The following is a 15,383-nucleotide window of genomic DNA, read 5'->3' as shown; positions in this document are numbered from 1 at the left end:
CTCGATCCTGCCGTCTTCCCGGATCTCACCTGCACACGTTGTCCAGAGGAACCGCATGCAGACGCCCCACCCCCACCTCCACCGAGCGGCCTCGGCCCGCCCCTACTTCAGCGCCGACGGCGAGACGTACCTCGCCCCCACCCCACTGCGCCACATCGAGAAGTCCCAGCCCCTGCGGGTGCTGTCCGAGGAGGACTTCGCCTTCTGGCAGACGTACGGCTACGTTGTCGTCCGCGAGGCCATCACCCCCGGCGAGGCCAAGCAACTCCTCGACTTCGCCTGGGAGTTCCAGGGCCTCGACCCCGACCGCCCCGACACCTGGTACGCGGAACCGCCGTTCCGCTCCGAACTCGACCGGCACCTGTTCATCTACGGCTTCGTCGAGGCCTACCACCACCAGCTCATCTGGGACAGCCGCCAGACGCAGCGCGTGTACGACGCCTTCGTGGACATATGGGACTGCCCGGAACTGTGGGTCACCCTGGACCGGCTGAACCTCAACCCGCCCAACGTACGCACCCGTTCCCGCTCCCTGATCGAACCCGCAGACGAGGGCTTCGACATCGAGCTGCACTGGGACGTCGACACCACCCTCGCCGTCCTCCCGCAGCGCGTCCAGGGCATCATCGCCCTCACCGACACCCGGCCCGACCTCGGCGGCTTCCAGTGCGCGCCCGAGCTCTTCCGCCGCTTCGAGGAGTGGCGCGTGGCCCAGCCGCCCGGCCGCGACCCGGTCCGGCCCGGCACCGACCGCGCCGAGTTCCCGGTGATCCGCCCCGACCTCCAGGCCGGCGACCTGCTGATCTTCAACGGGCTGCTGGCGCACGGCGTGGCACCGAACCTCTCCGACAACGGTGTCCGAGCCGTCCAGTACCTGTCGATGATGCCGGCGCTGGAGGAGCACACGGCACTGCGCGACTCCCGCATCGACTCCTGGCGCACCCTGGCCACCCCCGACTGGAACGCCACCCTCCTGGGTGACGCCCGCACGCCGGAGGCCGACCGCTACGGCCCCGCCACGCTCACCCCGCTCGGCAGAAGACTGCTCGGCCTGGACTCCTGGACCGCCGCGGCGGAAGAGGCACCGTGAACCACCGGATCTGCCTCTGCCTGCCCACCAACCGGGCCTGCCCGTCCACCATCACCGCCCTCCACGACGAGGCCGCCTACGCCGTCCGCCGCCACGGCGCAGACGTCCAGCTGCTGATCCTCGACTCCTCCGCCGACCGCACCCGCGCCGGGCACGCCCGGGTCGTCGCCGGACTCCACCCGGTACCCGGCGTCACGGTCCACCACCTGGACGAGGAGGCCCAGCGCGCCTTCCTGCGCCGGACGATCGAACGAGCCGGCTCGCAGCAGCCCGACCGCCTCCTGCACCTGATGCTCCCGCCCACCGTCTCCTACGGCGCCTGCACCAACCGTGCCTTCCTGCTGGCCGCCGCCCTCGGCTGCCATTCGCTGCACCGCAGGGACTCCGACAGCACCTACCAACTCCATGACCGCCGACCGGTGTTCCCCGTCCACCACGAGCTGCCCTGGCTGGGCAGTCCCGCCGCCGAGGCCGCGGCCTCCGTCACCCGCACCGACCTCGCCCCGGCGCTGCTGGGCCGCCCCGTGTCACTGGTGGGCGCCTCCTTCATCGGCGCGTTCTCCGTCGACATCGGCGAGATACGGCGCCTGGACGAGGACGTGTACCACGACGTCGTCAGCCTCTGGGCGCCCGGCGACTGGCCCGAGGAACGCAAACGGCACCTGGTCGAGGAGTCCTTCACCGGCGCGGGCACGGCCCCCTTCACCGCCGACCGGGCGACCCTCACCGTGGTCGACCCCATGCGCGTCGACATGTGCAACATCGCCTTCGACCACGCCGTGTACGAGCGGATCCCCCTGCCGCCCGCCACCGACACCATCGGCAGCGACTACTTCCTCCTCCACCTGGTCCACGACGCGGGCCTGCCCGGCATCCTCCACAACCGCCACATCGAGAACTTCCACACCCCCGAACGCCGCACCGACACCGGCTTCCCGGCCTACCAGCGGCGGTTCGTGAAGTTCCTGCTCTCGATGCTCTACTTCCACCGCGTCTACGACCGCATGGCCGCCGAGGGTGCCGCTCTGCTGGACGAGCGGCACCGGGTACGGCCCGACCGGATCGTGGAGTTCCTGCGGGAGAGCACGGCCCTGGACCGCACGGAGAACGTCTGGCGCCTGGACCGGGTGGACACGGCGTACCGCAAGCTGGGCGGGCGGTACGCGAGCTTCGCCGACCAACTCGCGGAAGAGCGCGAACGGTTATTGGACGAGGCGGAGTCGGACATGGAGGACTTCGCACACCTGGTCGAGGCCTGGCCGGCCCTGATCAAAGCAGCCCGCACATGAGCGCCCCGCAGGGGCGCGGGGAACTGTGCGACAAGCCACACAAGACCCGCAGCCGCACGACGGCATTTCGCGGCACATCCGTAGGCGCACTGGCCGAATCCCTCGCCGCAGCCGAATCCGACCGCATCATCTACGACCTCACCGGCGTAGAGCACCAATACGACGCCCTGCTCGACGAGTTGCCCGGCACCCACATCCGCTTCGCCCTCAAGGCCTGCCCCGTCGACGAGGTCCTGCACACCCTCGCAGCCCGCGGATCGGGATTCGACGCAGCCAGCCCCGCCGAAATCACCCAAGCCCTCCACGCCGGCGCGCAGCCACACCGCGTCCACTACGGCAACACCATCAAGTCGGACCAGGACATCGCCGAAGCCCACCGCCTAGGTGTCCGCACCTTCGCCACCGACAGCGTCGAGGACGTCACCGCCATCGCCGCACACGCGCCGGGGGCCCGGGTGTTCTGCCGCCTGACCACCGGAGGTACCGGCGCCCTGTGGGGCCTGAACCGCAAGTTCGGCTGCGCCCCCGACGACGCCGTCCACGTGCTGGAGACGGCCCGCGAGGCCGGACTCACCCCGGCCGGACTGTCCGTGCACGTCGGCTCCCAGCAGATGACCTGCGAGGCCTGGCAGCAGGCCCTCGACACCCTCGCCGGGACGCTGACGGCGCTGGCCGGGCGGGGGATTGTACCCGACCACGTGAACCTCGGCGGCGGCCTGCCCGCGCTCGGCTACCGGGACCGCCACGGCAACCCCCTCGACCCGCCCCTGGACAAGATCTTCACCGTGCTCCGCGAGGGCATGGACCGGCTGCGCGACCTCAGCTCCGCCCCGCTCGACTTCGTCATGGAGCCGGGCCGCCACCTGGTCGCCGACCACGGCGCCGTCCGCGCCCACGTCTCCCGGCTCACCCGCCGCCGGCAGCCGGACGGGACGAACGCCCACTGGCTCTACCTGAGCTGTGGCAAGTTCAACGGCCTGTACGAAATGGACCAGTTGACGCACCGGATGGTGTTCCCCGGCCACCTCGACGCGGTGGACCACGTCTCCGCGATCGTCGCGGGCCCCACCTGCGACAGCGACGACGCCTACGGCGAGGGCCGGCACCCGGTGCGCGTCCCGGCGTCCGTCACCTCCGGCGATCCGGTCTGGATCCTCTCCGCCGGCGCCTATGCCACCAGCTACATGACCCAGGGGTTCAACGGCATCCGCCCGCTGCCCTGCGTGTGCGTCCGGGGTCAGGAAGGACACCACTGACATGACCCACCTGATACGCCGGATCACCGAGGCCGACTGGCCCGGGGTGGTGGCCCTGGAAGCGGAGGCGTACGCCGGCACCGCGCTCACGGAGGGGGAGGCCGCGCTGCGCTCCCGGGCCACGCCCGGCACCTGTCTCGTCCTGGACCTCGACGGCCGGATCGCGGGCTATGCACTGGCCCTGCCCTACCCGAGATTCCGCTACCCCGACCTGACCCGGCCCGAACAGACCCCCCACTGCTCCACCAACCTGCACCTGCACGACCTCGTCGTCAGCGCGCCCCTGCGGCGCAGAGGGCTCGGCAGTCGTATGGCCCGCCACCTGACGGACGTGGCCCGCACCCGCGGGTTCCGGACCATGTCCCTGATCGCGGTCGCCGGCAAGGAACACTTCTGGCGGGCCAACGGCTACCGCGCCCACCCCGAGGCACGCCTCCCCGCCGCCTACGGTCCCGGCGCGGTGTACATGTCGGCGCGACTGGCCGCCGTACGGAAGGCGAGCTGATGCCCACCCCGTCCTTCCCACGCGCCAAGTGGTCGATCGCGGCGCTGTTCTGCTTCCTGGGCTTCCAGTACGGCACCTGGGTCTCCCGGCTGCCCGCGCTCAAGGCCCGCCTGGACCTGGGCGCCGGGGAGGTGGGACTGCTGCTGATGGTCTGCGGGGCGGGCGCGGCGGCCTCCTTCCCGCTGGTCGCCGTCCTGATGCGCCGCCTCGGCTCCCGGCGGCTGTCCCTGGTCTCCGCGCTGTGCCTGGTGGCCGTACTGGCCGCGCTGTCCGCCGTACCGGACTACCCGCTCGCCCTCCTGGCCGTCTGCGCAGACGGAGTCGCGGTCGGCTGCCTCAACGTCGCCATGAACGCGCAGGGCGCCGCGCTGGAGAAGGTCCACGGCCGCACCGCCATGTCCCAGCTGCACGCCACGTTCAGCGCCGGTCTGCTCGCCGGTGCCCTGCTGACCTCGGGCGTGACCACGCTGACCGCGTCGGTCCCGGCGCACTTCGCCGTGGCCGGGGCCCTGCTGCTGCTCCTGCTCGCAGGCGCCCGCTCCGGGCTGCTGAGCCCGGCGCACCCGGGGGCGCCGGGCGGGCCGCAGCGGAGCCGCCGCCGGGCCCTGCCCTCCTGGACGACCCTGCTGATGGGCTGTGCCATGGCCTTCGGCACGATCACCGAGGGCGCGATGAACGACTGGTCGACGCTCTATCTGAAGGACGTCGTCGGGGCCTCGGCGTCCATGGCGCCGCTGGGCATCGCGGTCGTCTCGGTGATGATGCTGCTGGCCCGGCTCCGCGCGGACCGCTGGCGCAGCCGCTGGGGCGACGGCCGGGTGGTGCGGGCCGGCAGCGCGGTGGCCGCCACCGGACTGGCCCTCGCCCTGCTCACCGGCGGACTCGTCCCGGCCCTCCTCGGCTTCGCCTGCGTCGGCCTCGGCGCGGCCGCCGTCACCCCGTGCGTCTATGTCGCGGCCGCCGGCCACGGCTCCGACGCCCTGGCGCTGGTCGCCGCCATGGGCACCACGGGCCTGCTGGCCGGCCCGGCCCTGATCGGCTTCGTCGCGAGCAGCACGAGCCTCACCCTCGGCATGACCGCGGTCGCGGCCTCGGCCCTGATCGTCACCCTGACGGCCATCCGGATCCCCTGGCCCGACGGCTCCCCGACAGCCGCTCCCGGCACATCGATTCCGGCGCACGAGAGCGCCTAGCGTCCTTGCCGGCGGCGGGCTCGGGGAACGCCCGACACCGCGGCACCCGGCGGCCGGCAGCGCCGTTGGCCGCCGGCGGATCCGGAAGCCGTACACGACGCCCCGGCTCCCCACCGCGAGGAGCCGGGGCGTCGGCATGTCCTCAGCCGGCGGAGTGGCGGAAGCGGCTCCGGTACTCCGTCGGCGTGGTGTCGAGCCTGCGGCGGAACGCGCGGATCAGGGTGTCGACGGTGTTGAAGCCGGAGGTGGTGGCCACCCGCTCCAGGGTGTCGTCCGTGGTCTCCAGGCGGTTCCGGGCCACTTCGACCCGGGCGGATTCGACGTACGCGGCCGGAGTCGTGCCCAGCTCCTCCTTGAACATGCGGGTGATGTGGCGTTCGCTGACATGGGCGAACTCGGCCAGGGTGGCGATGGTGTGGCGTCCGGTGATGTTCTCGGTGATGTGGTGGCGGATGTCGTCCATGCGCCGGGTGGCGGAGGCGATCCCGGTCGGCACGCTGAACTGACTCTGACCGCCGGGGCGTTTGAGGTACATCACCAGCTGCCGGGCGACCGCCGTCGCGGCCTTCTCGCCGTGGTCCTCGGCGACCAGGGCCAGGGACAGGTCCAGGCAGGCGGTGATCCCGGCTCCGGTCCACACGCCGCCGTCACGGATGAAGATCGGATCCGCGTCGACCTCGACCGACGGGTGGTCGGCGGCGAGTTGCTGCGCGGTCGACCAGTGGGTGGTGGCCCTTTTCCCGTCCAGCAGGCCGGCCGCGGCGAGGAGATGCGCCCCGACGCAGACCGAGGCGATCCGCCGTGTGCGGCCGGCGAGGGTTTTCACCCAGGCGACCACGCCGGGATCGGCGAGGGCCCGTACCCGGCGTTCGGCGTCGACCTCGACGGAGCCGGGCACGATCAGGGTGTTGATCTGCCGGCGGGCGACGTCCACGAACGTCATGTCGGGCAGTACCCGGACACCGGCCGCCGTGGTGACCGGGTCCATGGTCTCGGCGGCCAGGACCACGTGATAGCCGGTCTCGCCGTCCATCTCCCGGTCGAGGAGGGCGAACACCTCTGGCGGCCCCGTGACATCGAGCAGGTCGACGCCCTCGAACAGCATGACGACGACAAACCGTCTTATACGGCTCATTTCTTCCCCCGCGTGGCATGTCCAGATCTGCAAACTTCGTGTCATTGCCGCGCCATTTGGAGGATCGTAGCGTGATTTCCGGCCACCGCGGACGGCTCGAAAATCTCGTGAACATCCCAAGAAGGGGCAGTTGTGCCTTCGAAAACCCTGCGTGACCTCAGCGGCCTCGACCAGACCCCGGCGTCGCTCGCGAACTCTACGGTCGTCCTGATCGACATCCAGAACACCTACACCCAGGGTGTGATGGAGCTGGACGGCTGGGAAGGCGCCCTTGACGCCGCCGCGGATCTCCTGACCAGGGCCCGCGCGGCGGGTGCCAAGATCATCCATGTCCAGCACGACGGCGGCGAGGGCAGCCCGTACGACCTCGACGCCGAAGTGGGCCGGATCCACAAGAAGGTCGCCCCGGCCGACGGAGAGCCGATCGTCACCAAGCAGGCGCCCAACGCCTTCCACGGCACCAACCTCGGGGACCTGGTGGACGAGGCCGGGAACGAGAACCTGGTCCTGGCCGGCTTCATGACCCACATGTGCATCGCCTTCACCGCCCAGGGCGCGTTCCTGCGCGGCAACCGGCCGACGGTGGTCGCCGACGCCACCGCCACCCGCTCGCTGAGGACGGACGTCGCCGAGGTGTCCGCCGAGCAGCTGCACCACGGCGCGCTCGCGACGATCGCGGACCTGTACGGCGTCGTCGTTCCGTCCGCCGCGTCCCTGGGCTGACCGGCCGACGCAGGGACACCGCTGCGGAGAACGCTGCGGAGAACGACGCACGCCCCCCCGCGACCCGTTCTCCGCAGCGCCGCGGAACCACTCCGTGGCGCGTCATCACATCGGCCGTACGGCCGGTCGGGGGGGGGATCACAGTCATCCGCGCGGATTGGGGAATCCGCGTGTTTTCCCAGGGGGGACAAAGGAAGTGCCGACCCGTAGAACTGTTCTCGGTGCCACTGCCGCCGTGGGCGCCGCCAGCGCCCTGAACGGCCTCACCGCGCGCGCCGCGTCCGCCGACGGCGCCACCGGCAACGTCACGCAGGCCCAGGCCCGCGACAACATGCGCGCCGTGGACACCGGCATGCGTACCGACTACGACGCGCTTCGTGCGCGTCTGATCAACCACCTCGACCCGGTGATCGTCGTCAACAACGACATGCAGGGCGGTACGTACTACCTGATCAGCAACGGCCAGGTCCTGGAGAAGGTCCAGCCCGTGGACGAGGTGTTCGAGCTGGCCAAGTCCATCGCCCACACACCGCTCGGGATCTACTCCATCTGCGCGGCGTCCCTGGACCCCCGCACCATCCTTCCCGCCCAGGCCTCGTACATCGACCCGCACGACCTGAGGATGGTGGCCTTCAACGGGCCCGGTGACACCAGCTGGATACAGCCCCTCCAGGACTTCGCCAACACGCTTCGGACCGCTCGGAAGACCCTGGAAGCCGCCGGCCTCCCCGGCGACGCGCAGGGGAGTCTGCACGACTCCTGTGCGCACATCCTGGACAGGGCGGACGACTTCATCAGCGACACCATCCGGTCCCGGTCGTTCGACATGCGGTCCTTCGAGGACTTCGCCGGCGACGTCTACCCCAGCGTGCGCACCAACATGTACTGGTCGTCGAGGAAGCAGATCGACGGCGTCTCCGCCCTGATGACGCGCTGGCGCAAGCAGGTCGGAGACACCGCCTGGAGCGGCCTGTACGTGGTGGTGCTGTCGATCTGGACGACCTACGTCCAGAACCAGAACAGCATCATCCTGAAGAACTTCATGAACCAGCATCAGGTCTCCACGCATCTCATCGACCTGATGACCGCCCAGACCCCGTCCGACCCGGTCCACGTCGCGCTCGACAACCTCGCCCGCATCGTGATGGACAACGTCGCGGCGGAAATGGTCTTCTCCGCCGACCAGCCCACCGCCGACGCCCTCAAGGGACAGCCGGACCTGCTGTCCACCGAGATCCTCCGGCTCCTCGGCAACGGCACCGCCGCGGACACCGCGAGCACCCTGACCAAGGGACAGACGAACCAGATCGTGTGCCCGTTCCACAACCGTTCGGCAACCACGGCGGCCGCCGTCTAGGCGGTACCCGTCCGATCCGCCAGACATCTTCAGACGGCCGAAGGCTTCCCCCAGGGCGGGGAAGCCTTCGGTGTGTCCCGGGGGACAAGTGAACCTCTCATCCGTCGTCGACCGTGCCGCACAACTGTGGGCACTGGCCGGCCTCATGCTCCTCGCACTGAATCTACGCGCGGCGATCACCGGCATCTCACCGATGCTCAGCGATCTGCAGGCGACCTTTCACCTGAGCGGAGTCGCGCTCAGCTTCCTGACCACCCTGCCCGTCCTCTGCCTCGGGGCCTTCGCCTCGCTCGCCGCACCGATAGCCCACCGCGTCGGCACCGAAACCACCATCGCCGGGGCGCTCGCCCTGCTGACGGCCGGCATCCTGCTGCGGACCTTCCCGTCCGCCGTGCTGCTCTTCTCCGGCACCGTGCTCGCCGGCGCGGGGATCGCCCTCGGAAACGTGCTGCTGCCCGTGGTCATCAAACGCCGTTTCGCCCACCGGGTGGGACCTCTGACCGGGCTCTCCATGATGCTCATGGCCGGAAGCGGCGCAGTGGCCGCGGGGCTCGCCGTCCCGCTCCACGACGCCGCCGGATGGCGGATCGCCCTCGCCGTATGGGCCATCCCCTCCCTCGTCGCCGCACTCGTATGGGGACCCCTCGCCGTGCGGGGACGCCGGGCACAACGGCACATCAGCGACTCCCCGGTCACAACGGGGGAATCACTGCTGGGCTCTTCGCTCGCCTGGGCAGTGGCCGGATTTCTCGGCCTGGTGTCCCTGATGTTCTACGCCCTCATGGCGTGGCTGCCCGAGATCATGCATGCCGACGGCTTCGACCCGACGGAGGCCGGGATGATGGTCTCCGCCATACAGATGATCAGCGTCCCCCTGGGCCTCGTCATCCCCGTTCTCGCGGCCCGGCTGCCCACACAACGGCCGCTGATCACGGGGATATCCGCGACGAAGGCGGTAGCCCTGGCCGGGGTGCTCCTCGCACCCCAGGCCGGATGGCTGTGGATCGTCTTCCTGGGGCTCGCCACGGGCAGCGCGTTTCCGCTCGCTTTCACATTGTTGAGCCTGCGGTCCCCGAGTGCTTCGGTCGCCGCGCAGCTGTCCGGCATGGCGCAGACCACCGGCTATCTGGTGGCCGGACTCGGCCCGCTGCTGACCGGCCTCATGCACAGCTTCACCGGCGGCTGGGCGCCGCCGCTGCTGCTCCTGCTCGTGCTGCTGGTGCCCGAGACGATGTGCGGTCTGCTCGCCGGCCGTCCGTCCTTCGTACGCGCCGGTGACTGACGGCCTGCCGCGTTCTCCCGGGGCCTGGATGTCCCGGAAGGGACCACGGGCTGCGGTGACCTGCCGCGATGAGCGGTTGATGGTCGCTGACCCGCGCGAACGGCTTTTGGCTATTTCCCGGGTCCCGTCGCCTGCGGGTGACCGCCGAACGAGATCAGTTGACCTGGCCGCCAGGACGCAGGACGAGTTGGTTGATGTCCACGCTTCCAGGTTGATTGATGGCGAAGAGGATCGTCTCGGCGACCTGTTCGGCGGTCAGTGCCGGTGCTGCCTCGGGACAGCCGCCACGCTCGTCCCAGAACGGGGTGTCCACCACTCCCGGGGCAATGAGGGTGACGCCGACGCGGTCTTTGGCAACCAAGAGCCGGACGTTCTCCACCAGGGCGTGCGTGGCCCACTTGGTGACGGAGTACAGGTTGCCGGGCGTGTTCCTGGTCCCCGCGACCGAACCGACGATCACGATCCGGCCCTTGGACTCCCTGAGGTGCGGCAGTGCCTCACGTACCAGCAGAGCCGGGCCGAGGACGTTGGTGAGAACCATGGCACGCATCGCCTGAGGGTCGTGGTCCTGCAGGGTGCCGGGCAGGGAGAACCCGGCGTTGGCGATCACCCTGTCCAACCGACCCCAGAGGCCCGCGACACGACTCACAGCGGAGGCGACATGGTCCTTGTCACTGGCGTCGCCGCACATGGTCAACAGCCGCTCCCCCGCTCCGGCTGAGGCAGCGAATGCGGCCAGCCGATCGGCATTGCGGCCGGTAATGGCCACGCGGTGACCTTGCTTGAGCAAGGCACGGGCAGTGGCCGCACCGATTCCGCTCGAACCACCTGTGATCAACGTGACGGGTTCCATGGGGCGGCCTCCTCATTGATGGCGGCATCGACGACGTGTCAGGGCTCGAGGTGTTGATTGGCTGACGAAGAGGCGGTTGTGCCGTCGGTCGGAGGGCACCTCAGTCATGCCATCGACGATCAACTACTGAAAGTGGACCTCGATGTTACTACTGTTACTACGTCAACGGGTCTTGTGACCTGTGGACTTGGCAGGGTGTGTGGTGCCCGGTCACGGGCACTCCCGGGCTGCAACAAGGAAGAGCGACGTTCCGGTGCCGTCATCGACGCGTCAACATCACAACTGTCCAGTCGGAGCTGTGAATCCGCCCCGGTAGGAGACTCCCGACCGTCCGAAATCGGCGACGGACGGCGCGCCCATCAGGGCCATGACTTCCTCGAACTCGTCAATAATCAGTCGTAGGACGCCCGCGACCCCCTTGGCACCGGAATGCGACAGCCCCCACAGAGCCGGACGTCCGATCAGGACCGCGTCCGCGCCCATGCACAGGGCCTTGGCCACGTCTGCGCCGTGCCGGATCCCCCCGTCAAGGATGACCTGGCATCCTCCTCCCGCAGCGTCCACCACCTCGGTGAGGCACTCCGGAGCGCTCTTGGCGAAATCGAGCTGTCGGCCGCCGTGATTGGAGACGACCAGCCCCGAAACGCCGTTCTTGACCGCCAGCTCGGCGTCCTCGCCGGTCAGCACACCCTTCAGCACCACCGGCAGAGACGTCACTCCACGCAGCCAGGCAAGGTCCTCCCAGGTGATCGAGGCGTCGAACTGCTCCCTCGAGTGCCGTGCGACAGCCGATTGCCCGTTCAGGCTCCGGTGGGAGGCGGCCATGACCTCCGGAGAGATGTTGACCGCTCGCACATCAGGCGGTACCACGAACTCGTTCCGGGCATCGCGCGGGCGGAACGCGACTCTGGGTGCGTCGACGGTCAGCACCAGCGCCCGATAGCCGGCGGACTCGGCCCGGCGGATCAGATCCGTCATCGCCCCGCGGTCCTTGAGCCAGTAGAGCTGGAGCCACAAGGGGCCGCTGGCCGCGGCGGCGATGTCCTCAAGAGTCCGACTGGCGAACATACTCACCGTGAACAGCACGCCCGCGGCGCCCGCGGCGCGCGCCGTTGCCACCTCGCCCTCAGGGTGGGCGAGCCGGTGGTAGGCCATGGGAGCGATACCCAATGGAGCCGCCAACTCGGCACCCAGCAGGGCGGTTGAGGAGTCGCAGCGAGAGACGTCGACGAGGCAGCGCGGCCGCAACTGAATCCGGTCCAGGGCTTCCCGGCCCGCCGTCAGCATCGATTCGGTGCCGCTTCCGCCTGCGAGGAAGTCCCAGACGGGTTTCGGCAGCCGCTCCTTGGCCGCGGCCTCGTAAGCGTCCAGATTCGGCACCTCGTATTCTCCATTCTCCGTCCGGTGAGCGGGTCGCTTGCGGGCATGTGCCGTTCGGCCTGGTACTACAGCCGAACTTCCGCGTTTCCGCAGGCCGGATACGCCGCCGGAAACCCGTGCTCTAGTACTGGCCGGCTGTGCCGGTTGTCTGCGCGGTGATGAAGTCGGCCAACCTCGCAACGCCCTCGGTGATCTCTTGCGGGCTCTGTGAGCTGCACGACAAACGCAACTGATGAGTGCCGCCGCCGTCCAGATGGAAGTCGCACATCGGGGTCCACAGCACACCGAAGCACCGCGCGGAGAGCTCGAGAGCCCGGTGGTCGGCGGCGAAAGGGACGTCGACGACGACGAAGAAGCCGCCGTCGGGCCGGTTCCAGCGGACTCCGACCTCAGCCCGGCGCGCCGCGGGGAAGTGCCGCTCCAACTCGTCGAGCAGCGTGTCCATGTTGGTGCGGTAGTGGGCGACAGCGTGAGAGTTCGCGGCGCGGAGCCGGCAGTCGCTTTCGACCAGCAGCCCGCCGATGACGGCCTGACTGATGGCCGAGGTATTCACCGTGGTCATGCTCTTGATCTTCGACAGCTCGTCCGTGAGCATCGTGCGCCTGCCGGATGGGCCCACGACCTCCTGGTCGGCGATGATGTAGCCCACACGGGCCCCAGGAAGCGCGGTCTTGGCGAAGGAGCCCAGGAATATCACGCGGCGGCTGTGGTCGAGGGCCTTCAGTGTCGGGCGGGCTGATCCGGTCCGGACGAAGAACCCGTAGGGGTCGTCCTCCAGGACCAGCAAGTCCTCGTCAGCGGCCAACTCCAGCAGACGCCTCCGCGCCGCCGGACTCATGCTCGCCCCGGAGGGGTTGCCGAAATCCGGGACCACGTAGAAGGCCCGGGGGTTTTCGCCTGCCTGCCTGCTGGCGTGGACAGCCGCCAGCACGGCTTCCGGATCGGGTCCGGCGGGGCCTTCGGGCACGGGGCGCACTCGGATGCCCAGGAGCTGGGCCGCACCGGTAATGCCCACATAGCAGGGTGAACTGACCAGCAGAGTGTCTTCGGGCCTGGCGAAGAGCGCCCTCAGGGTGAGGAGCAACGCCTCCTGGCAACCCGTCGTCACCACGATCGCTTCCGGCGGGACCTGGATCCCCTCGTCGTTGGCGACCGTCCTGGCAATCAGTTCTCGGATGATGCCGCTGGTACGGCCGTACTGGAACAACTGGGTCCGCACCTGATCACGTGACCAGCCGAGTTCCTTCTCGAGGTACGTGGTGTAGGTCTGCAGATGGCGCGCGAGGTCCTCGGGTTCGAAGCCGCCCTCGGTCGGCCGGCCTGGAGCGAAGGAAATCGCGTCCGGGAAACGCCCGACGACCTCATTGAGGAAGGTCATCGCGTCGAGGACCGGGGCACTGAGCGAGCCGTGCAGGTCGGCGAGCAACAGGGCCTGATCTGGTGGCGCTCCAACTTGAGTCATCCCTCACACCCTTCCCGGTGCGGTCGCATAAGTCCGGATCGTGCCGGCTCCGTCCGTGCTGCCTGCGGGGATCCGAGCCCTTCCCTGCAAGCCGTGGAGCAGGACCGACGCGAGCCGATCCCTTGAGGCACTGTCTTGCTCCGGCTTCCGGGCGGTGCCCAGTGTGCGCAATGTGTCGACCATCAGCGCCACGTCGCGGGAGAACTCCGCGAGGACGTCGGCGACTGCTACGGCATTCGTGCCCAGGATGTCGGTCCACAGTTCAACGCTGCCTCCGGCGAGGCGGGTCACGTCACGGAGTCCCTGTCCTGCGATCCCGAGCTGCGACTGCTCGCCATGCAGCAGACGCGCAGCGAGCAGGCTCGACACCAGATGCGGGGTGTGGGAGACCAGCGCGACCGCCTGGTCGTGCTCCGCCTGGGTCATCACGACCGGCCTGGCCCCGCACAGCTCAGCCAGGTTCCGGGCGCGTTCGACCGTCTGCGCCCGGGTCTGCGGGGCCGGAGTGAGTACCCAGGGACGACCGTGGAACAGGTCGGCGCTCGCGGCCAGCGGACCCGACTGCTCCCGGCCACCCATGGGATGCCCTCCGACGAAGCGGGTCAGGTCACAGCCGGTCCGGGCCGCCTCCTGCTGGACCTGCTCCTTGACGCTGGCCGCGTCCGTGAAGTCATGTGCCAGCTCCCGCTGCTGGTGTTCTCTGAGGGCCGCTGCAACGTACTGCGGTGGTACCGCGATGACCGCCAGGTCGACCGGTTCACGCGGACTGCCCGCGATGCCGGCCCCGAGTTCGGCGGCCGTGCGCGCCGCCTCCGGGTCGGTGTCGATCAGGTAGGTGGTCACGCCCCGGCCACGCAGGGCCAGGGCGATCGAGGTGCCGATCAATCCGGTACCGACCACCGCGGCACTACGCATCAGTGCTCGCTCCACAGCAGCGGGAGGTACTCGGGGTCGCTGTAGTCGGGAGTGCCCTCGGCCGTGCGGCGCACCAGCACGTCGTGGTTGTAGCTGACCTGGGTGCCGTCCGAGCGGAAGAACTCGCGGTAGCGGTTCTCGCCGTCCTGCAGGTGGAAGGAGATCGCGCGGCGCGGACGGTCGCTGACGTTGGCACCGCTGCCGTGGTAGGTGCGGCAGTGGTGGAAGTTGACGTGCCCCTTGGGGATCGTGACCGGGATCTTGGTGACCTCCACGCCGTTGAACGCCGCGTTCTCCTCCAGCATCTGGTCCAGCTCGGAGCGGTCGCGCTCGGCGAAGTGCAGCGAGGTGGCATCGTTGTCGGCGGTCTCCTTCCACAGGTGGCTGCCGTCGACCATGGTGATGGTGCCCATCTCCTCGCCGCAGTCGTGGAAGGGGATGAACGCGGTCAGCATCCGCTCGGAGGTGGAGGTGGACCAGTAGTGGCGGTCGAAGTGCCAGGGCACGATGTTCGACTGCTCCTGCGCCACCGGGGGCTTGTAGATGAGCGTCGACTGGAACACCCGGATCTGCTCGGCCTGGGCGAGGCGCGCGGCGACCGCGCCCAGCAGCGGCTTGCTCAGGATCCGGCCGATGGTGTCGTCCTCGTAGTGGATGTAGTCGTTGTGCCGCTGGACGTCACCCTTCTCCGGCTCCCAGTAGGCCAGCTTGGGCGGGCGGACCGGCAGGGTGCGGTCGCGGTGGCCGGCGTAGAAGCGCTCGCTGGCGGCCTCCAGCTGGTCGATCTCCTCGTCGGTGAACAGCTTCTTCGACAGGTACCAGCCGTGCTCCGCGTAGAAGGCGACGTCCTCGTCAGTCGGCAGCAGCGCGCGCTCCTCGTCGGTGAGGGCGAAGGTCCGGATGGCCTCGGTGGTCATGCTCTTCCTTACAGGTCGGTGGTTCG

Annotated in this window: 14 protein-coding genes; 8 read left to right on the top strand and 6 right to left on the bottom strand. The window is 69.5% G+C overall.

Annotated features, from left to right (window positions below; genetic code table 11):
- The first annotated feature begins 55 nt into the window (after positions 1-55).
- From FB563_RS04155 to FB563_RS04135, 5 genes are read left to right on the top strand one after another with little or no spacing between them, the layout of a single operon-like run.
- The gene (locus FB563_RS04155; protein WP_055706630.1) at positions 56-1,090 is read left to right on the top strand and encodes a phytanoyl-CoA dioxygenase family protein; all 1,035 of its coding nucleotides are present in this window, start codon (positions 56-58) and stop codon (positions 1,088-1,090) included.
- The gene (locus FB563_RS04150; RefSeq protein ID WP_055706631.1) at positions 1,087-2,379 is read left to right on the top strand and encodes a DUF6271 family protein; all 1,293 of its coding nucleotides are present in this window, start codon (positions 1,087-1,089) and stop codon (positions 2,377-2,379) included. The genes FB563_RS04155 and FB563_RS04150 overlap by 4 nt, the downstream gene beginning before the upstream one ends.
- Positions 2,376-3,635: a type III PLP-dependent enzyme gene (locus FB563_RS04145; RefSeq protein WP_055706632.1), complete on the top strand. Its 1,260-nt coding sequence runs from the start codon at positions 2,376-2,378 to the stop codon at positions 3,633-3,635. Before FB563_RS04150 ends, FB563_RS04145 begins: the two co-directional genes overlap by 4 nt.
- A gap of 1 nt (position 3,636) precedes the next feature.
- Positions 3,637-4,140: a GNAT family N-acetyltransferase gene (locus tag FB563_RS04140; protein WP_055706633.1), complete on the top strand. Its 504-nt coding sequence runs from the start codon at positions 3,637-3,639 to the stop codon at positions 4,138-4,140.
- Complete coding sequence (locus FB563_RS04135) at positions 4,140-5,333, top strand: MFS transporter (RefSeq protein WP_055706634.1); 1,194 nt, start codon at positions 4,140-4,142, stop codon at positions 5,331-5,333. Before FB563_RS04140 ends, FB563_RS04135 begins: the two co-directional genes overlap by 1 nt.
- Before the next feature lie 142 nt (positions 5,334-5,475).
- Here the strand turns inward: FB563_RS04135 and FB563_RS04130 are convergent, their stop codons facing one another.
- Positions 5,476-6,468, bottom strand: coding sequence for a GlxA family transcriptional regulator (locus FB563_RS04130; protein ID WP_055706635.1), 993 nt, complete (start codon positions 6,466-6,468; stop codon positions 5,476-5,478).
- Between the two features lie 132 nt (positions 6,469-6,600).
- Between FB563_RS04130 and FB563_RS04125 the strand changes: the two genes are divergently transcribed.
- From FB563_RS04125 to FB563_RS04115, 3 genes are all read left to right on the top strand, one after another.
- Complete coding sequence (locus FB563_RS04125; protein ID WP_055706636.1) at positions 6,601-7,191, top strand: cysteine hydrolase family protein; 591 nt, start codon at positions 6,601-6,603, stop codon at positions 7,189-7,191.
- A 235-nt stretch (positions 7,192-7,426) separates the two neighbouring features.
- Entirely contained in the window at positions 7,427-8,548 is a 1,122-nt protein-coding gene (locus FB563_RS04120; RefSeq protein ID WP_199832837.1) for a hypothetical protein, read from the top strand.
- Positions 8,549-8,636: 88 nt separating this feature from the next.
- Complete coding sequence (locus FB563_RS04115; RefSeq protein WP_234357779.1) at positions 8,637-9,830, top strand: CynX/NimT family MFS transporter; 1,194 nt, start codon at positions 8,637-8,639, stop codon at positions 9,828-9,830.
- 154 nt (positions 9,831-9,984) lie between these two features.
- Here the strand turns inward: FB563_RS04115 and FB563_RS04110 are convergent, their stop codons facing one another.
- From FB563_RS04110 to FB563_RS04090, 5 genes are all read right to left on the bottom strand, one after another.
- On the bottom strand, positions 9,985-10,683 hold the full coding sequence (locus FB563_RS04110; RefSeq protein WP_055706638.1) for an SDR family oxidoreductase: 699 nt from the start codon (positions 10,681-10,683) through the stop codon (positions 9,985-9,987).
- Positions 10,684-10,959: 276 nt separating this feature from the next.
- Positions 10,960-12,063, bottom strand: coding sequence for an alpha-hydroxy acid oxidase (locus FB563_RS04105; RefSeq protein ID WP_055706639.1), 1,104 nt, complete (start codon positions 12,061-12,063; stop codon positions 10,960-10,962).
- A gap of 121 nt (positions 12,064-12,184) precedes the next feature.
- On the bottom strand, positions 12,185-13,489 hold the full coding sequence (locus tag FB563_RS04100; protein ID WP_324615846.1) for an aminotransferase-like domain-containing protein: 1,305 nt from the start codon (positions 13,487-13,489) through the stop codon (positions 12,185-12,187).
- Between the two features lie 39 nt (positions 13,490-13,528).
- A complete protein-coding gene (locus tag FB563_RS04095) occupies positions 13,529-14,440 on the bottom strand; it encodes a prephenate dehydrogenase (protein WP_055706641.1) in 912 nt (303 codons plus the stop codon).
- On the bottom strand, positions 14,440-15,357 hold the full coding sequence (locus FB563_RS04090) for a phytanoyl-CoA dioxygenase family protein (RefSeq protein ID WP_055706642.1): 918 nt from the start codon (positions 15,355-15,357) through the stop codon (positions 14,440-14,442). The genes FB563_RS04095 and FB563_RS04090 overlap by 1 nt, the downstream gene beginning before the upstream one ends.
- Positions 15,358-15,383: the final 26 nt, after the last annotated feature.

This window comes from Streptomyces puniciscabiei, assembly GCF_006715785.1.
GTDB lineage: Bacteria > Actinomycetota > Actinomycetes > Streptomycetales > Streptomycetaceae > Streptomyces > Streptomyces puniciscabiei.
Note: the sequence above shows the minus strand (reverse complement) of the source record. Positions and strands in the feature narration are given on the sequence as shown.